General features: G+C 36.9%; 24 protein-coding genes. All 24 read left to right on the top strand.

Features of this window, described 5'->3' with window-relative positions; all coding sequences use genetic code 11:
* Positions 1-4 precede the first annotated feature (4 nt).
* The 24 genes from D9782_RS17740 to D9782_RS17635 all read left to right on the top strand — a co-directional run bounded on the left by D9782_RS17740 (position 5) and on the right by D9782_RS17635 (position 17087).
* Positions 5-1447 (top strand): phage portal protein, encoded by a 1443-nt coding sequence (locus D9782_RS17740; RefSeq protein WP_121605317.1) that lies wholly within the window; start codon positions 5-7, stop codon positions 1445-1447.
* Positions 1428-2339, top strand: a complete 912-nt coding sequence (locus D9782_RS17735; RefSeq protein ID WP_121605316.1) for a phage minor head protein — start codon at positions 1428-1430, stop codon at positions 2337-2339. The genes D9782_RS17740 and D9782_RS17735 overlap by 20 nt, the downstream gene beginning before the upstream one ends.
* Positions 2340-2352: 13 nt before the next feature.
* Positions 2353-2529: a hypothetical protein gene (locus tag D9782_RS23065; RefSeq protein WP_162986435.1), complete on the top strand. Its 177-nt coding sequence runs from the start codon at positions 2353-2355 to the stop codon at positions 2527-2529.
* A 40-nt stretch (positions 2530-2569) separates the two neighbouring features.
* The gene (locus tag D9782_RS17730) at positions 2570-2953 is read left to right on the top strand and encodes a hypothetical protein (protein WP_121605315.1); all 384 of its coding nucleotides are present in this window, start codon (positions 2570-2572) and stop codon (positions 2951-2953) included.
* 97 nt (positions 2954-3050) lie between these two features.
* The gene (locus D9782_RS17725; RefSeq protein WP_121605314.1) at positions 3051-3674 is read left to right on the top strand and encodes a DUF4355 domain-containing protein; all 624 of its coding nucleotides are present in this window, start codon (positions 3051-3053) and stop codon (positions 3672-3674) included.
* A 6-nt stretch (positions 3675-3680) separates the two neighbouring features.
* The gene (locus D9782_RS17720; protein ID WP_121605313.1) at positions 3681-4631 is read left to right on the top strand and encodes an SU10 major capsid protein; all 951 of its coding nucleotides are present in this window, start codon (positions 3681-3683) and stop codon (positions 4629-4631) included.
* Between the two features lie 44 nt (positions 4632-4675).
* Positions 4676-4855, top strand: a complete 180-nt coding sequence (locus tag D9782_RS17715; RefSeq protein ID WP_121605312.1) for a hypothetical protein — start codon at positions 4676-4678, stop codon at positions 4853-4855.
* A complete protein-coding gene (locus tag D9782_RS17710; protein WP_121605311.1) occupies positions 4855-5160 on the top strand; it encodes a hypothetical protein in 306 nt (101 codons plus the stop codon). The genes D9782_RS17715 and D9782_RS17710 overlap by 1 nt, the downstream gene beginning before the upstream one ends.
* A complete protein-coding gene (locus D9782_RS17705) occupies positions 5161-5457 on the top strand; it encodes a phage head-tail connector protein (protein ID WP_121605310.1) in 297 nt (98 codons plus the stop codon).
* The gene (locus tag D9782_RS17700; RefSeq protein ID WP_121605309.1) at positions 5457-5768 is read left to right on the top strand and encodes a phage head closure protein; all 312 of its coding nucleotides are present in this window, start codon (positions 5457-5459) and stop codon (positions 5766-5768) included. Before D9782_RS17705 ends, D9782_RS17700 begins: the two co-directional genes overlap by 1 nt.
* Positions 5765-6196 (top strand): HK97-gp10 family putative phage morphogenesis protein, encoded by a 432-nt coding sequence (locus D9782_RS17695; RefSeq protein WP_121605308.1) that lies wholly within the window; start codon positions 5765-5767, stop codon positions 6194-6196. Before D9782_RS17700 ends, D9782_RS17695 begins: the two co-directional genes overlap by 4 nt.
* A 5-nt stretch (positions 6197-6201) precedes the next feature.
* On the top strand, positions 6202-6606 hold the full coding sequence (locus D9782_RS17690) for a DUF3168 domain-containing protein (RefSeq protein WP_121605307.1): 405 nt from the start codon (positions 6202-6204) through the stop codon (positions 6604-6606).
* Positions 6607-6616: 10 nt separating this feature from the next.
* Positions 6617-6940, top strand: a complete 324-nt coding sequence (locus tag D9782_RS17685) for a hypothetical protein (protein WP_121605306.1) — start codon at positions 6617-6619, stop codon at positions 6938-6940.
* An 11-nt stretch (positions 6941-6951) separates the two neighbouring features.
* Positions 6952-7440 (top strand): phage major tail protein, TP901-1 family, encoded by a 489-nt coding sequence (locus tag D9782_RS17680; protein ID WP_121605305.1) that lies wholly within the window; start codon positions 6952-6954, stop codon positions 7438-7440.
* Between the two features lie 45 nt (positions 7441-7485).
* Positions 7486-7935: a tail assembly chaperone gene (locus tag D9782_RS17675; RefSeq protein ID WP_121605304.1), complete on the top strand. Its 450-nt coding sequence runs from the start codon at positions 7486-7488 to the stop codon at positions 7933-7935.
* Positions 7936-7946: 11 nt separating this feature from the next.
* Positions 7947-8279 (top strand): hypothetical protein, encoded by a 333-nt coding sequence (locus D9782_RS17670; RefSeq protein WP_121605303.1) that lies wholly within the window; start codon positions 7947-7949, stop codon positions 8277-8279.
* Positions 8280-10715 carry a hypothetical protein gene (locus tag D9782_RS17665; protein WP_121605302.1) on the top strand — a complete coding sequence of 812 codons (2436 nt, stop codon included), beginning with the start codon at positions 8280-8282 and terminating at the stop codon, positions 10713-10715.
* The gene (locus D9782_RS17660) at positions 10715-11521 is read left to right on the top strand and encodes a distal tail protein Dit (RefSeq protein WP_121605301.1); all 807 of its coding nucleotides are present in this window, start codon (positions 10715-10717) and stop codon (positions 11519-11521) included. Before D9782_RS17665 ends, D9782_RS17660 begins: the two co-directional genes overlap by 1 nt.
* Positions 11522-11540: 19 nt before the next feature.
* On the top strand, positions 11541-13472 hold the full coding sequence (locus D9782_RS17655; RefSeq protein WP_121605300.1) for a hypothetical protein: 1932 nt from the start codon (positions 11541-11543) through the stop codon (positions 13470-13472).
* Between the two features lie 56 nt (positions 13473-13528).
* Positions 13529-14440 carry a DUF6270 domain-containing protein gene (locus D9782_RS17650; protein WP_121605299.1) on the top strand — a complete coding sequence of 304 codons (912 nt, stop codon included), beginning with the start codon at positions 13529-13531 and terminating at the stop codon, positions 14438-14440.
* Positions 14441-14529: 89 nt separating this feature from the next.
* The gene (locus D9782_RS17645; RefSeq protein ID WP_121605298.1) at positions 14530-16440 is read left to right on the top strand and encodes a phage tail spike protein; all 1911 of its coding nucleotides are present in this window, start codon (positions 14530-14532) and stop codon (positions 16438-16440) included.
* On the top strand, positions 16440-16619 hold the full coding sequence (locus D9782_RS17640) for a hypothetical protein (protein ID WP_121605297.1): 180 nt from the start codon (positions 16440-16442) through the stop codon (positions 16617-16619). The genes D9782_RS17645 and D9782_RS17640 overlap by 1 nt, the downstream gene beginning before the upstream one ends.
* Positions 16620-16671: 52 nt before the next feature.
* The gene (locus D9782_RS23060) at positions 16672-16818 is read left to right on the top strand and encodes a hypothetical protein (RefSeq protein WP_162986434.1); all 147 of its coding nucleotides are present in this window, start codon (positions 16672-16674) and stop codon (positions 16816-16818) included.
* Positions 16819-16874: 56 nt separating this feature from the next.
* Positions 16875-17087 (top strand): hemolysin XhlA family protein, encoded by a 213-nt coding sequence (locus D9782_RS17635; RefSeq protein ID WP_121605296.1) that lies wholly within the window; start codon positions 16875-16877, stop codon positions 17085-17087.
* The last annotated feature ends 2 nt before the right edge of the window (positions 17088-17089 follow it).

Here is a 17089-nt window from a genome sequence, read left to right as displayed (position 1 = left end):
CAAAATGTACCCAAGCACACCAACGCACACAGAAGAACTACTGGAAATCATAAAGGAAAACAAGCAAGAAAAAACAACGATAATCAAAGAATTAATTGACGAACATAAGAAATCTAAAGAAGTACAGAAAATGAGTGAAGGCGTTAGGTATTACTTCAATGAATCTGATATTACTAACCGTAAGATATATACGTATGTAAATGATCAGAAAGTAGCGGATGAAGATGCGACAAATAACAAGTTACCTGCATCGTGGCATAAGCGACTTGTTGATCAGAAAGTGTCTTATTTGGCAGGGAAACCAGCCACCTTGACTAGCAAAATAGAAGATGATCCACACCAAGAAGATATAGAAGAACAACTCGGAGATGAATTCGAAGATACGTTACCGGAATTGATCAAGCATGCATCGAACAAAGGGAAAGAATGGCTTCATCCTTACATTAATGAAGATGGTGAATTCGATTATATTATTGTACCAGCGCAGGAAGGTATACCGATATACGAGCAAAGCAAAAAGAAAGAACTAGAGGCTTTCATCCGTTATTACGAGTTAAAAGATGATGTAACAAAAATAGAATTATGGGATAGCGAACAAGTGACATTTTATGAGGAAATAGACGGGGAAGTCGTTAATGATGCTGACTACGATATAAACCCACAAGGGCATTTCCAATACGGCAATGAAGGCAAAGGATTTAAACAGTACGGATGGGAAAGAGTACCCTTTATTGAGTTTAAAAACAATGAGGAAGCAGTAAATGATCTTACATTCTACAAACAACTTATAGATGCGTGGGAATTACTTGCTAGTGACACAATGAATACCATTCTTGATGTGCAATCACTAATCTTAGTATTAAGAGGATATGAAGGTACAGATTTAGAACAATTCATAACTGATCTTAAAAGGTATAAGACTATTCTTTTGTCTGACGAGCAAGGGGCAGGAGCAGAGGCATTACAAGCTGACATCCCTACCGATGCAACGAACAGTCAATCAGAGAGGCTTATAGAACAAATATACCAAGCAGGACAAGGCGTCAACTTCAATACTGATAAGTTTGGTCAAAGTCCTAGCGGTGTCGCTCTACAGTTCTTATACACAGCATTAGACATGAAATGCCAAGTATTAGAGCGTAAATTCCAGAAAGCATTAAAGCAGTTCATATGGTTTATTTGTGAATACCTAGATATGGTTGGGAAACCGAAGCCAGATTATAAAAACTATTCATTTGTATTCAATAAGACAATGGTTACTAACGAGACAGAACAGATAGCAAACGTAAATAGTTCTAAGGGTATTGTATCTGATGAACGATTACGTGAAGTACATCCGTTAGTTGATGATGCACAGTTAGAAACCGAACGCATGGAGAAACAAATGGATGAATATAGCAAGAACCTGCCGAAAGTAGGCGAGGGAAATGAACCAAGAGAAGATTGACAAACTCATAGATAAAATGGTCGATAAAGCAGAGGCTGAGATAGATAAGTTGTTTGCTGTTCGTTTAAAGGCGTTACATGAGCGTATTTCCGAATTATATCGCAAGTATTCGAACAACGGAGAGCTCACTTGGCCAGATATGAATAAATACAATCGCTTTGAAAAGGAAATGGAACTAATCAAGCAGGAATTACACAGAGATTATACCAATCTATTCAAAGAGATCGAAAAGCTTATGATCGCTTCATATGTTAACAATTACTTGCGTAGTGGTCAGTTATACGAATACGAAGCACAAAAGCCTATGTTTTATGAAATACCTTCAACAGCAGCTATTAAACTGGCAATAAAGAATCCAATAGATAAATTAACTCTATCACCATTAATGACACAGCATAGGAACTACATCATAAGACGTATTAACATCGAGATATCGCAAGCATTAATGGGTGGGGAAGATTATAGCGCCATGGCGAAACGTATAGAAGATGCGTGTAACTTTGCTTCATACAAAGCACGTAGAGTAGCTAGAACAGAAGCAGGAAGATCACAAGTGTTAGGGCGTATGGAGAGTGCCAAACACGCTCAAAAATACGCTAGTCTAAAGAAAGTGTGGAGCGCTACCCTTGATAATGAAGTGAGAACATCACACAGAATATTAGACGACCAAGAGGCAGACGAAGATGGTTATTTCCATTTCGGAGGACATAAAGCAAAAGGGCCTCATTTATTCGGTGTTGCTAGGTTGGATATCAATTGCAGATGCGATGTGTTGTATCTTGTTAATGGTAAACGACCAGAACTACGGAGAGAGCGTACGAAAGATGGTTCGAATGTTATTCCTTATCAGCCGTTCGAACAATGGTATGAAGGATTAAATAAAGCTAGTTAGGCGGTGGATTTCAATGAATAATATCCAGTTAACAGATGATGAAATTTCACTAATGGAGACTTCTTTAATGTTAACGTTGGCAAGTTATTCAAAGTATAAGAAAATGTATGGAGAAAACTCGCTTGATTTAGAAACAGAAAATGCTATTAAAGGCATGAAAGAATTGAAAAACAAACTTAACAATATATAAAGATGTTTTATTTAACTTTAATCTAGTTAGGAGTGGTTAAATGTCCAGAGTAAGAATTGAATTTAATACAGAATCACCGACAGATGGTAAGGTTTTTGTGGATGGCGAGGAAATCTCCCTTATTAGATATATCAATCTTTTTAGTTCTGCTGAAGATGAAACAAAGCTTATTATTAGCAGGTTGATAGATAATGGCAATGGAGAACCGATACCCGAAGGACATGGGTTTTTAGAAGAAACATACGATGTATTCAAAAGGTTGAAGGAGAAAGATAACGCAAACGGAAAAGGATTAAAAGAATGCGATGTATGCGGAAAGGGTTTGTTTATTGAACATGGTTTTATAGATGAAGTCAAATTTATAAATCCTCATGTTTCTGTTTGCAATGATTGTGATACGGGTCAGATAAAGTTAAAAGAATAGCACAGAACCACTTGACTTTAAGCACCAGTCATTAAACAGGCTTTTTTATTATGCGTACTTGTAGGCTACGGACTATAAGGACATAGGAGGAAATGAAATGAATTTAGAAGAAGTAAAGCAATTTATTAATGAAAACAAAGATAATGAAGAAGTACAGTCGTATCTAAATGAACTCAAAACGGTATCTAAGGATGACGTAGAGGGCTTTTTAGAAACGAAAGAAGGCAAGCAACTGTTACAACCTAAATTGGATAAATACTTTTCAAAAGGGTTGGAGACATGGAAAGAAAAGAATCTGGATGATCTTGTAGAAGAAAAATACAAAGAAAAGAATCCAGAGGAAACAGAAGAACAAAAGCGTATTCGTTTGTTAGAAGAAAAGCTTAATAATGCTGAAAAGGATAATAAGCGCAAGGATTTATTGAAAAAAGCTACTGATCTAGCTAGCGAAAAAGGATTGCCTAAATCATTAGTAGACCATTTTATCGGTGATGATGAAGAGGCCACAACAGAGAATTTAACCAACTTAGAAAACACTCTTTCGGAATGGGTGAAAGGTCAAAACAAATTAGGCGGGCGCAGTCCGCATCCTAGTGATCCAAACAGAAATACTAATAATCAAGCAGATATACAAAAACAATACGATGAAGCAATGAAAAGCGGTAATATGCCGTTAGCTGTTTCATTGAAAAATAAACTATTTAACGAAAGTGGAGAGTGATTATAAATGCCAACAAACGTAACCGGAACAGGTACAGTATGGAATTTACCAAACTATTCAGGAGAATTATTTACAGCATCACAGATTAATACACCGTTTCTAACTATGATAGGTGGTTTGTCTGGTGGTGGATTACAAACACAAAACTTTGAGTTTCCAACGTATTCTGATTATGATTTACCAGCAGCAGAACAACCAGCGATTACAGAAACACAGTCATTGACAGCACCAGAAGCAGAGGAAATTGTACGAGGTCAAGCAACCAACGTCACACAAATTTTCCATGAATCTATTTCATTGTCTTATGCTAAACAATCTAATGGCGCTCGCTTGTCTGGGTTAAATACAGCAGGACAACAAAACAACGCACCATCTGAAAAAGACTTCCAGATCGCTCGTAAGTTAGAGAAGATCGCTCGTGATGTTAACTATACATTCATCAATGGAACTTACCAATTGTCTACGGCTTCTAATGTAGCTAATAAAACTCGTGGTATTTTAGAATTGGCTGCATCAATTAACACTATTGCAGCAGCAGGAGCAGCTTTAGATAAAGCTAAAGTGGATGCTTTGTTACTAGAAATGTACACCAATGGTGCTAAATTTGAAAATGTTGTTATGTTTACTAATGGATATCAAAAACAAAAGATTTCTCAAATATATGGTTATGCTCCGCAGGATCGCAATGTAGGTGGGGTAAACATTAAGCAAATTGAAACTGACTTTGGAAACATCGGGATTTCATTAGATCGCATGATGCCTGCTGACACAGTTGGAGTTTTTGAAATGTCTGAGATTAATCCAGTATTTCAACCAGTACCAGGAAAAGGTAATTTCTTCTATGAGGAACTAGCTAAGAAAGGCGCAGCAGAAGAAGGACAGCTATTTGGCCAAATTGGTTTGGCTCATGGCCCTGCTTTCCTTCATGGTTCAATTACTGGACTAGCAACTTCATAATGTAGGGGGTATATCCCCCTTATTCTTATTTTAGGAGGCTTAAAATGAATAAAGAAACGATTACGAGTAAAGAAGGCGTACAACCAGCAGTTAGAGAGTTACTCGTTGAATTACTTGCAGCTATTGATAGTGGAACAATTACTATTTCAGATGTAGACGGACTACAAACTAAAATAGATGATATTGAAAGTCGTTTAACAGCACTTGAAGGTGGTGGCGCTTAATGAAATTTTATGGTAATGGTCTTGTGTGGGATAAAGAAAAGAACGCAGTATTGTGCCGATTTACTAACGGAGAGTTAGAAACCAATGAATTACGTGTAAAACAAGAACTAGTCAAACTAGGGTATAAATACGATGAAATTGATTATGAAGAAGAAGGAATCGATTCATACACTAAAGAACAAATTAAACAGGAACTAGACGAATTAGAAGTGGATTATAAATCCAATGACAACAAAGAAACACTATTTGCATTGTTGCAAGAAGCTACAGAAGGAAATGAGGAAACACAAGAAGAAGGTGAGTAAATGGAAGTCACCGAAGTTAAGAACATTTTAAACAACCAAAATATAGATGAAGGCTATTTATCTACTGCTATACCGTTATTCATTGATTATGCTAATAACTATTGTAATCAGTCGTACGAGGCGAACGAACTACCTGGAGGCGTTAAAGTATTTGTGGCTAAAGCATGTGAGTATAACATGCAAAAAGTAGGCTTGAAATCCTTTAGGATGGGCGAAGTATCATATAGCTATGAAACAGACTTCCCGAAAACTTTAAAAGACTACTTAAAGCCATATAGAAGGGTAGGATTTAATTAATGTTCCCACATGCAGTTACATTTCAAGAATATGTTGAAATAGATGACGGTGGTGGAGGTAAGACGAAGGAATGGGTGGACTTATTTACCACAGAAGCGCATGTACAGCCTGTTAACTCAAAGGAAATAGTTATCGCACAACAATTAACTAATCCAATAGATCACAATATATTCTATCCTTTTAAAGGAGGAATACGAGGCGATATGAGGGCTGTGTGGGTAAACAGGAATGAAACCCTAGAACTTCGTTCAAATCCACTAGATCAAGGTGGTATGGGTGAAATAATGATGGTTAAGGCTGAGTTAAAATGAAAGTAGGCATAACCAAACGAGGATATCCCGATTTCACACGGGCTGTTAATCGATTCGAAAAACATGTGATACGTGAAGTTAAACGTATTGTAGCCGAAACAGCGGAAATGATGGCAGCACAAATGAAAGCATTAGCACCTGTAAGCGCTATAGATGGCGGTAACTTAAAGCGATCTGTTGATGTTAAGTATCACAAAAAGGGATTAACTGCTGTTATTACAGTAGGTGCTGAATATGCTATTTATGTAGAATTCGGGACTGGCATTTATGCAGAAGATGGCAACGGAAGAAAAACACCTTGGATATATTACGATAACAAACTAAATAGATGGGTATTCACAAGAGGGATGCATGCACAACCATTTTTCAGACCATCATATGAAAAAGCAATGCATCATTTTGAACGAGAAATGAATAGATTGGGGTGATGTAAATGCAAACATCACTTTGGGAACTACAGAAAGTTATATATGCAAGGCTGACAGGACATAATCAAATTATGAATGTCATAACAGGTGTTCACGATAAAGTCTCCGCATCGGCGGTTAAACCATATATAACGATAGGTGAGCCGACATCCGAACCATTGAGAACAAAAACATCAATAGGAGAAAACATCGTATTACCATTGCATACATGGTCAAGTTATGGCGGTAAAAAAGAAACCTATGAGATTTTCAACTTAATATTAAAAGCACTTAAAGAGCCCTTAAATATCGAAGGTTCTTTTTTAATGCTTAGACGTGAATTAACAAGTATGAGGGCATTATACGATCCGATTGAGGATGAAGTTGTACATGGAGTAATGGAATTAAGATTTTACATTAATAACAAGTAGGGGGTAGAGCATGGCTGAATTAACGGTACAAAGCGCTAACATTAATGGGATTGCTCCCACATTTGCGAATGCGGATGCATCAGGCGATACATTCACAAACTACGGTAATTCACTATTACACGTAGACAATCAAGACGCAGCAGACAAACAAGTAACTATCGCATCTAACCCTTGTAACTTTGGTGAGGTGCATAACCTTGTTATATCAGTGCCAGCAGGAGAAACGCGCATTATAGGGAAGTTCAACCGACAACGATTTAATGATGATGCTATGAAAGTAAATATATCTTATGACGATGTCACTTCCCTATCTGTTGCAGTTATTAAATATTAGGAGGTAATTACATGATTAACGGTAGAGAAACAGTATTAATGGTTCAACCAGTTGATAACACAATCGGCGACCCCGGTATGATTATTGCTAACTTAACTGAAAACAGTTGGTCGATTGAAAATGAATTGATTGACGAGTTTACAAAAATGGGGCGTATTTTAGCATACGGACAAAATAGTGAATCATTCGAGATGTCGGCTTACGGTGAGCGAAACGATCCGGGGCAAACAGCTATTTTAGATGCAATCGAAGAAAAGAAAGAAATAAAAGTATGGGAAGTTGATACGATAGCTAACGAACAAGGCACATATGATGCTAGATTCGCTTATTGTTTGGTCGAAAGCGCTGAAAAAAGTAACGCAGATTCATTCCAAGAGGTGACAGCGACATTGCAAGTACGTGGTAAATCACAAAAAGGGGTATTGACTACCATTCCAGCACAATTAACTGAACCACCTTACCCATTTGAAGAACCGGGCGAAACTGGACAATCAGCATAAACGAGGGGATAACTCCCCTCTAACTTATACTTAGGAGGATATTATATGCCATATTTAGAGATTGACGGTAAACAATTAGAAGCAAGAACAGATTTCAAATTTGATCGAGTGGCAAACGAAAAATACAACGAACCCGATGCAAAAGGAAATACATTGGGTGGGTTGATGAACATATACATGAATTTATTAGAGTACGATACAGGCTATTTACTGGCCTTTTGGGATTGCGCTTTATCTCATTTAAAGAAAGATAAACCAGCGCTAGACAAGATAGAAGAAGCACTAATGGAACGCATTGAACAAGACGGGGATACAGAAAAATTGTTCAAAGAGGCGTTCAGTAAGTTGGATACATCGGGTTTTTTCAAGAAAAAAGTCAAGTCCTTTTGGAAAGACTTCGAAGCCATGGGGAAAGTGGGCAACAAGGAAGAACAGAAGCAGAACAAAGAAATGCTGGATCGAATGAAGCAACGCCGCAACGAGCTAACGGCATAAACTATGATCAAGTGATTGAGGATTCCGCAAGATATTTAAACGTTACTGACATTGAATTAATACACTCATGGGAGCCTCACGAATACAAAATATTACTCAAAGGCGCTCAACATAAACAAATAGATCAATATGAATATATGGCAAAACAAGCCATGGCACACGGATATGCTTCTAGGGCGAAAAAACCGTCAGAGAAGCGTATTTTTAATGCTAAAAAAGCACGAATGAAACTTGAAACTGGTAAATCTTACGACCCAGAAGAAATGAAACGTTCAGCACGAATGAACAGAGCGTTAAAAGGATTTAAACCGCAATTCATCCCGGATAAGAAGGGAGGCAGGTAAATGAGAGAAAGAATGACAGCTATAGTTGGCGCTAGAATAAGTGAGTTTAGGCGTAAAATGGCTGAGGTTAACGCTATAGCGAGAAGGACGCCGAAAAATATTTGGATACGTGTGAAAGCCGAAACCGATGACGCTAGAAAAAGGCTAATGAAAGTAGCTAATTTCATGCAAGATATAGACTATTTGAGTAGAAATCTTGCTGGTGGTTTAATGTTCGCAGTAAGTCCGGCAATCATGCCTATATTAGCTAGTTTAGTTGCTTCTGTTGCAATGTTGGGACCAATGCTAGGTACTGTTGCTGGTTCTACGTTCGCACTTGCGACTGCATTTGGATTTGCCGGTACTGCTGCTGTCGCTTTTGGGGCAATGGCTATTCCAACAATCACCAAACTATTTGACGAACAGCAAAAGCTAAACAAAGAACAGAGGAAAGCCAAGCAATCATTCGAAACCTTAAAAAGCACATGGAAGTCAATTATGAAAGAGTTAGAAACACCTATACTTGAAGCTTTCACAAAATCCATGCAAATAGCTAACAAGGTAGTCGAAAAAGCTGAACCGTTATTCCATGCATCAGCGAAGGCTGTTAATAACCTGTTAGATTCGCTTAGTAAATCAATTGATTCGCCCCCTATCCAAAAATTCTTTGACTACATGAATAAAGAAGCAGGACCGTTGTTTGAAACAACCGGTAAGGCAATAGGGAACTTCATGCAAGGTTTTATGTCTATGATGGTTGCGTTTGGCCCGTTAGCGGAAAAGACAGCCCAAGGATTCTTAAATATGTCAAGGGATTTCGCCACATGGGGTGCTACTCTAGATAAAAATAAGCAGTTTCAGAAGTTTGTAAAGTATGTAGAGGAAAACATGCCTAAGATCAAAAGTATCGTGGGTAATGCGATTGCAGGATTAACAAACTTATTTGCTGCATTTGGACCATTAGCAAGCGATATGATGACAGGATTACAAGGATTAATGGAAAGGTTTAGAGAGTGGTCAAGCACATTAGATGAAAATAAATCTTTCCAAAAATTCATTGATTATATCCGTGAGAACGGTCCAAAGGTTATGGAGCTATTCGGTAATCTTGTTGATTTATTTGTAGAATTAGCTGAAGCAATAGCACCAGCAGGATCTGATATGTTGGATTTTCTTAATAAAACGATTCCTAAACTTACGGAATTCCTTGATAACAACCCTAAATTAGCTAAATTCGTTGGGTACATGATTGTATTCGCAGGTATTGTAAAAGCCTTACTAGGTCCATTATTCGCTTTATTACCGTTGTTAGCACCACTAGCAAAAGGATTAGGTGGAGCGGCAGGAGGTTTAGGGAAGTTAGGTAAAAAGCTAGGTAAAAAAATATCAACCAAAATAGATGATCTTGGTCGATCAATTGGCACGAAATTATTACCTAAGCTGAAAGATATGGGGAAAACAATTGGCAAAAAGGTAATTCCTAAATTAGGTAGATTTGGTTCTAAGTTACTTGGTCTTGGTGGTCCAATGGGATTAGTCGCAGCAGGTGTTATAGAACTAGGGTTCATCATATATGACAACTGGGATAAAATCGCAGCATGGACTGAGGAAAAATGGGATCTCATTTCAACAAATGTTAAAGATGGCTGGGAGAACATGAAGAAAAACACATCAGAAGCTATCCCGACAATTAAAAAGAATGTAAAAGATGGTTGGGACAACATGAAAACAAATGTTTCAAACGCTATGACTAACATCAAAACCAATGTCAGAAACGGATGGAACAACGCTAAAACCAATGTAGGTGAATCCGTTAATACCATAAAAGGCAATGTTGCTAAGGGATTCCAAAACATCCTAGAAAATGTGGGTATTAAAACGGAGGACGCAAAAGAGAAAGCAGATAAAAACTTCCAAAACTTAGCTAAAGCAATGAAAGTTGGATTGGACGAAGGTAAAGGATGGGTTGAAACAGCACTTGGTGACATCAAAGACAAATTCGAGAATACAAGTCTTTACGAAAGCGGTAAGAAAATTATTGGTAGTGCTATAGAAGGTATTAATCATATGAAAGATAAAGTAAGCGGTGCGGTTGAAAACGTCGCTGGCATCATTCGCTCTTACTGGCCATTTTCGCCAGCAAAAAAAGGTCCATTGCGTGACTTACACAAAATTGATTTTGCATGGGCAGTTACAAAGTCCATAAATGACAGCAAACGAAATATACAAAACTCTATGGATGGATTGCTAAACTCACCTACTATAGCAGCGGAAGGCTTTGACATGAATGTAGGCGCACCAACTAAATACGAATCAAGAGAAAGCACCACGGTTAACATGGAGGGTGTTTTTGAAGGGGCTAAAATAACAATACGAGAAGATGCAGACATAGACAAGATAGCACAAGCATTAGGACAACGATTAAACGAACGTAAACGCGCAAGGGGGATAAGGTAATGCTTAGTATAGATGGTGTTCATATTGAAAATGATCTAGGATTACACCTATTACAAGATTCTGACGAGACCGCACTCCCCCAAGTGCGTGATAATACTGTGACAATACCGGGTAGGCATGGTGCTTACTCCTTTGATTCTTATTTAGAACCTAGACAGTTCTTTGAATATATATTAATTCCTACACAAGCGACATTAAACGATGTACAGAAGATTGTACGTAAGGTATCAACCTTGTTGTTAGATCAATATGGGAAACCTAAAGAAGTTAAGCTTGTATTCGATTATGAACCAGATAAATTTTATAAAGCCAAGTTTAGTGGTTTTATTTCTATAAATCGTATTGCTAAGGCTGGCATATTTCCAATTCCTTTTAAAGCTTATGATCCATATGCTTATTCTAATGTCTTCGCAAATGATATTACTTGGGGTAGTAAAGTGGTGACTTTCCAAGATAATTATTTGTTAGGTGATAAAGGAACTTCGACAGGTGAAAAAATCACTCGCTCCAAGGTTATTGAAATTTATAACTATGGTTATACAGTTAGACCCACTTTCATTATAAAAGGGAGCGCTAATGATTTAAAGGTATCTACAAACGGTAAGGCGTTTACATTAAAAACATTCGCCGATAAAACATATGAGATAGATGGAGAAAAATGTACTGTTAAAAACGGTAATTTGAACGCATTTAGCGATATGATTGGAGAGTTTTTGGAAATAACACCTGAAGATAACATGATTTCGATTGATGGGAACAATATAGATATTGAATTAACTATTAAATACCGTTTTAAGCACATGTAACAAAGGGGGAGGAAGTGATATGCTAAAACACATTGAAGAACTGGACGACTTAAATGATGGTAGAATTAAAATAAACGAGTCAATAGATGCTAGTAATAGAGCAGAAGCTAAGTCTGATGAAGCTCTCAGTAAGTCTGATACAGCGTTAAGTAATTCCGAGGCAACTCAAACCCAATTAGACACTATAATTATAGAAAGCGGAACATCGGATGCTGAAACATTGCAAGCGAGAACCGATGCGAATGGTGTTGAACATACAACACTTAAAGAAAGAGCGGATAGCGATTATACAGAAGTGACTACGACACTAAACACGACGCAACAAGAAGTATCGGAAAGAGAACTTAAAAACAAATTGTATAAAAAGAGTATATTTAAGCAATTGCCATTACAATTCCCAGACTATGAAACAATAAAAAATACAACTGGTGCAAGTTACCTTTTCCCTCAATCTTTCACTATAGACTGGACTAGCAATGAAATATTTATTTTATATAGTCCTACTGGCGGTTCAGTAACGAAAAGATGGATCATTGTTTATGATTTAGAAACATCAACATATAAAAGTTGTTTTGGGGCGAGTGATAGCGGTGGCGAAGGCATTGTTGTGAAAACTGAAACCGATGGAAGTCGTTATTTGTATGTAAAGACAACTGGTGGTAATCTAGGTAAATTTTTGTTAGATGTTTTACCTACAAACACCGAAACCATTGACCCTATAGCAGAGTATGATGTGGGGTTATTTTACGAGTTTGCATATAACAAAGGTAATTGGATCATCGAACAACAAGGAGCAGCATTAGGTAACGACATAAGAAGAACAAACTTTTTTGTGTATGATGACAATTTCAATAAGGTTAATACTTTTGATATATCGACATCTATTGGTGGGACTTGGGTAGGCGACTATATAAATTACTTACCAAAACGTCAAGGGATAGCATTAGGCGATGAAGGTCTGATATATCATTATGCTGGTGGGCATTATAAAAAAGGAAATCCAGTAAATTCATATCATTCGCAAGGTTTAACAATCCTCAACGGACGGGGAGAGGCTATCTTAGATGGTTTGGTTGATCCCAATAAGCTAATGGAATCCTTGGAAACTCGTGGAGTTATCTGCGATATTATCGAAAACGAAGGTGTCCACTATTCACCTAATGGGGAAGTATACAGTTTGAATGTTCATACTGATATCCATTCTGCTGATGCGACAGGTCGAGGAATTGTAATTTTAAAAGAATTAAGTACTGATTTAAATGCGATGGATTTATCAAATAGCGGTGCGGTGAAAAAAGGTTTTAATCCGTCTGTTATAGAGACAGGTGTCTATCCTAGAAGCGGAGACGGAAACATGTACAATCCATTAAACGGACAAATCTTTGATTCTTTGGACAAGATACTTGATTTCATGAAGGGAACTGACACGAGGTCATTTTCATTTTATAGTTCAAGTACACCAGTTTTAGACATAAATGGTACGCAGATACCGAACTCTAACTTAGTTCAAATTTATAACGCAAATAACAATGTATTCATTGTTAAATATTCTTCTGGATCGGCAGTTAAGCATTTTCATATTTATGGTCAGAGTGGTTCAAGAAGTCAAAGTGAAATATTTTATGATAGTGGCAAGGTTGTTTTAAACCTGCTAAACGGAATAACGAACTTTTATACTAGTTATGAAGCGAATGCCAAAAAGACACCAACAGGAAATGTGATACTGTCGGGTACTCTGAATGACATACCTTCAACAAGACCTATAAAAATAGCTACATTACCTGCTAGCTATAGACCGCCAATTAGTTCAACTTTCCCGATCGCCTTATCGGCTTCAACTGCTGGCGGTTATGGAGTAATAGAAATAAAGTACACTGGCGAAATAAATTTAGTTTATACTAGTTCATCAGTTAGTTATTGTTCCCTAAATGGTATTACTTTTCAAACCTAATTATTGTATACTATTGATAATCGGGAGAATTGTATAAAAACGGGGGAATAGGGGTAATGAAGATAGCGATTGTAGGTTCTTGTCTAACAAGAGATAATTTTAACAGTAAGTTTAACGCTAATTATAAAATGTTTTTCGAGTGTGTAGCGCATCAACATCAGGCTAATATATTAAGCTTAATGTCTGATGCCATACCTACTCACGGTCAAAACTTGGACAAGTATACGGGGTTTCGATTAAAACACTTCAGGTCAGAACTTACTAAAGAATTTTTAGAAGAATTGTCAATAGAAAAACCAGAGTATCTTTTAATTGATTTATATGGTGATATTTACTGCGGTGCAATTGAATTAGGGAATGGTAATTATTTAACTAATAATACAATGTTCAAGGGAATACCGGTATATGATGAATCAAATGGTAAAATTATTAGAGTAACAGATGGTGAGTATTTCGATATATTCAAAAAGAAATTCAATGATTTTTATAAATACGTGATGTCTGTAACACCAAAAACCAAGATAGTTATAGTTAAAAATAAATTTGGAGATAAATTATCAAGTGGTCATAATTTATCAAAAATAAGACTAGAAAACGGGATACCTATAATAAATGTTAAGAAACTTAATGAATTATGGGAAAAGTATAATTCTTTTTTAATAAATCAATATAAGTTCCGATTCTTAGACATGACTGATAACGATTATTTACTTAGCGATAATCATCCTTGGGGCAAGTTTTATGTTCATTATACTACGAATTTTTATCGTGACTTTTTTAATAAGCTTCAAAAAATTGCTGTAGATGATTACTCAAAAAAGATTATTGAATTAGAGAAAAGCAATAAAAGGCTTAAAAAGAAAGTTAAGTTTTATGAAAATGAAAGCGTGACCCATCTCATAAAAAGGAACTTATTAAAAGTAAAGAAAATTAATCAATTAAATAATTATATTAAAGGACGGACTTAGCGCTCATTTTGATGGGCGTTTTTATTTCCCCTTCAAAGGAAGTGATCTAAATAATTACAGTAAAAAATAAATCACTTGAACCTATCGGAATGTTAGAAAATGCATTTGATAAAAGTGTTAAGAGGCGAGTCAACGAAGTTTGGCAAGCCTCTTTTTCATTGCCGGCAGACGATCCAAAAAATGAACTATGTAACCACTTCAATTATATAGACATAACAGGCGATACAGGTCGTTATTACGGATTGTATAGGATAATGCCTACAGAGACAGTGAAAGACGAGGACGGGGACGTAATCACATATAATTGCGAACATGTATTATCAGTATTGATGGATGATATTATGGACCCACCAGAAACAAACGGTTATGTACAATTTGAAGGGCAAACCACACGAACAGTATTAGAAGGGTTGTTATCATTCCAAGAAACAGAACGAATCGTATTAGGGCAATGTGATTTTAGTAGGCGTTTTGATTACGCATATGAAAACGAAAATGGCATATTAAATGCTATATTTGATGTTCCTGCAAGATTCGGTGAACCATATGAATTTCAACTGGATACGACTTCATTCCCTTGGGTATTGCATCTTATCAAACCATCTAACGAACCTAAAGCGGAAATACGCTGGGGTAAGGATATGATAAGTTTTGACAAGGTTTCCGACCCTACGCAGATAACAAATTATCTTGTTATGAAAGGTTGGGGAGAGGGAGTTAATCAATTAAGTATTGCTGATGCAAATAACGGTGTACGCCACCTAAAAGACCAAGAATCCATAAATAAATGGGGAAAACGATCTTATATTAAAGTGGATAGGCGTTTCAAATCTCCTGCATCGTTAAAGGCGTACGGCGAACGATTACTTAATGAATGGAAATACCCTAAAATATCATTTGAATGTGAATCTACTGACTTGTCCGTCTTGCCAGAGTACAGTCACGAACAAAAAATGTTAAACGGTGTAACTAGAATCATAGTTGAAGATCAAGAATATATGGCTAGGATTATAGGTGACGACACTAACTTAGACAACGAACATGAAGTAAGCTACGAGATTGGAAACCGCATTACTGACATTATAGATGCACAAGCCGACATGGATAGAGATATCGAGGTGGAAAAGGGTTACACAAACGGAAGTGCTAACTACCTAAGCACAAGTGAAACAGACAACGCAGACCCAACCCATCCTGTTAAGTTTCGTATTTGGATACCGCCCGAAGTTGTGCATGTTAACTTCATGGAATTAACATATGAAACAGACTACTTCCGAGGGTATAACCAAGCTATAAAAGGCGGGGGAGCGATAGTGAAGTCCACTAAAGGCGGTGGAGGAACTACAAGATCAACCACAAGCGGAGGTGCTACAACAGCTACATCTAGTAGTGGCGGCGGTACAAGTAAAAGTACAAATAGTGGCGGAGGGAGTACTCAAACATCTGACTCTAAAGGTGATCACAGGCATGTATTTGCAACAAAAACATCATTACAAGGACCACCCGATCTGAATATGTATGAAGCAGCTGATGGAACTTTAATTCAATTGTATGCTTCTAGTGATGTTATACGAACAGCAGGTAGTAGCGGACCACATTCGCACAGTGTTAGCATACCGTCACACAGCCATTCGTTCACAGTACCTAATCATACTCACAGTGTTAGCATACCGTCACATAGTCATGATGTAACAATACCAGAACATACGCATGAAATCGAGTTGCCAAACCACACTCACGAAATACAATTTGGTATTTATGAACACAATAAATTACCTTCCTCATTAGAAATAAAAGTGGACGGAAATGTAATACCGCAATCTGGATTAAGTGGTGAAAACATTGTGTTAGACCCATACTTGGCAAAAGACGAAAATGGAAAAATACAAAGAGGCAGGCATGCAGTTATAGAAGTAAGACCAACTGACGAATTAGCACGTATAAATGCTACTATGGTTTGGGGTTTATTTATTTCAAGTTTGAAAGGGGTAACGATGTAATGGAAACATTAAGAGTAACTACGCATAGCGGAGAAGATACACTTATACAAGTAGAAGGTTATGATCCTTTGGCGATCGAACAAAAGATGAATGATAATGAAGTTCAAGCAATCGCTATAGGCAGTAACGTATACTCAAGAATAGATTTAAAAAATATTATGAAAATTGTTGACCAATAATTTCATTATATGGTATTATAAAAAATAATTTGACTTATAAAGGGGGTCGGTGATGGTGAAAAAGAAAATACTTGCTTCATTTATTCTACTTTACGCTCTAACTCCAGCTTTCGCAGGTAGTTTAGAACAAGATATACCACAACCGGGTGATCCTGATTTCATAGGACCTCCACCTCCACCAACAAGTCAAGGTGAATAATAATATCCAAAGAATCCTAAGGGGTTCTTTTTTTATTGCAGAAATGGGGGGTAACAATGGACGGTCAATATGTCACAAGAGATGAATTTAACCAGTTAGACAACAAGGTCGATAGAGTAGAAAGCAGACTGACACGAAACGAAACAAGAACAGATCACCTAGAAAAGAAGCTAGATAAAATCGATAGTAACACCACATGGATATTGCGCCTAATCATAGGCGCTTTTGTTATGGCTTTATTAGGCTTAATACTCAAAGGAGGAATATAAAA

It is taken from the genome of Virgibacillus sp. Bac332, from assembly GCF_003667785.1.
GTDB classification, from domain to species: domain Bacteria; phylum Bacillota; class Bacilli; order Bacillales; family Amphibacillaceae; genus Virgibacillus; species Virgibacillus salarius.
Note: the sequence above shows the minus strand (reverse complement) of the source record. Positions and strands in the feature narration are given on the sequence as shown.

Coding starts and splice junctions, on each gene's coding strand:
- D9782_RS17720 (WP_121605313.1), top strand. CDS start 3,681: ATGCCAACAAACGTAACCGGAACAGGTACAGTATGGAATTTACCAAAC.
- D9782_RS17735 (WP_121605316.1), top strand. CDS start 1,428: ATGAACCAAGAGAAGATTGACAAACTCATAGATAAAATGGTCGATAAA.
- D9782_RS17685 (WP_121605306.1), top strand. CDS start 6,617: ATGGCTGAATTAACGGTACAAAGCGCTAACATTAATGGGATTGCTCCC.
- D9782_RS17730 (WP_121605315.1), top strand. CDS start 2,570: ATGTCCAGAGTAAGAATTGAATTTAATACAGAATCACCGACAGATGGT.
- D9782_RS17700 (WP_121605309.1), top strand. CDS start 5,457: ATGTTCCCACATGCAGTTACATTTCAAGAATATGTTGAAATAGATGAC.
- D9782_RS17645 (WP_121605298.1), top strand. CDS start 14,530: ATGTTAGAAAATGCATTTGATAAAAGTGTTAAGAGGCGAGTCAACGAA.
- D9782_RS17675 (WP_121605304.1), top strand. CDS start 7,486: ATGCCATATTTAGAGATTGACGGTAAACAATTAGAAGCAAGAACAGAT.
- D9782_RS17655 (WP_121605300.1), top strand. CDS start 11,541: ATGCTAAAACACATTGAAGAACTGGACGACTTAAATGATGGTAGAATT.
- D9782_RS17715 (WP_121605312.1), top strand. CDS start 4,676: ATGAATAAAGAAACGATTACGAGTAAAGAAGGCGTACAACCAGCAGTT.
- D9782_RS17680 (WP_121605305.1), top strand. CDS start 6,952: ATGATTAACGGTAGAGAAACAGTATTAATGGTTCAACCAGTTGATAAC.
- D9782_RS17635 (WP_121605296.1), top strand. CDS start 16,875: ATGGACGGTCAATATGTCACAAGAGATGAATTTAACCAGTTAGACAAC.
- D9782_RS17710 (WP_121605311.1), top strand. CDS start 4,855: ATGAAATTTTATGGTAATGGTCTTGTGTGGGATAAAGAAAAGAACGCA.
- D9782_RS17650 (WP_121605299.1), top strand. CDS start 13,529: ATGAAGATAGCGATTGTAGGTTCTTGTCTAACAAGAGATAATTTTAAC.
- D9782_RS23060 (WP_162986434.1), top strand. CDS start 16,672: ATGGTGAAAAAGAAAATACTTGCTTCATTTATTCTACTTTACGCTCTA.
- D9782_RS17705 (WP_121605310.1), top strand. CDS start 5,161: ATGGAAGTCACCGAAGTTAAGAACATTTTAAACAACCAAAATATAGAT.
- D9782_RS17690 (WP_121605307.1), top strand. CDS start 6,202: ATGCAAACATCACTTTGGGAACTACAGAAAGTTATATATGCAAGGCTG.
- D9782_RS17665 (WP_121605302.1), top strand. CDS start 8,280: ATGAGAGAAAGAATGACAGCTATAGTTGGCGCTAGAATAAGTGAGTTT.
- D9782_RS17695 (WP_121605308.1), top strand. CDS start 5,765: ATGAAAGTAGGCATAACCAAACGAGGATATCCCGATTTCACACGGGCT.
- D9782_RS23065 (WP_162986435.1), top strand. CDS start 2,353: ATGAATAATATCCAGTTAACAGATGATGAAATTTCACTAATGGAGACT.
- D9782_RS17725 (WP_121605314.1), top strand. CDS start 3,051: ATGAATTTAGAAGAAGTAAAGCAATTTATTAATGAAAACAAAGATAAT.
- D9782_RS17640 (WP_121605297.1), top strand. CDS start 16,440: ATGGAAACATTAAGAGTAACTACGCATAGCGGAGAAGATACACTTATA.
- D9782_RS17740 (WP_121605317.1), top strand. CDS start 5: ATGTACCCAAGCACACCAACGCACACAGAAGAACTACTGGAAATCATA.
- D9782_RS17660 (WP_121605301.1), top strand. CDS start 10,715: ATGCTTAGTATAGATGGTGTTCATATTGAAAATGATCTAGGATTACAC.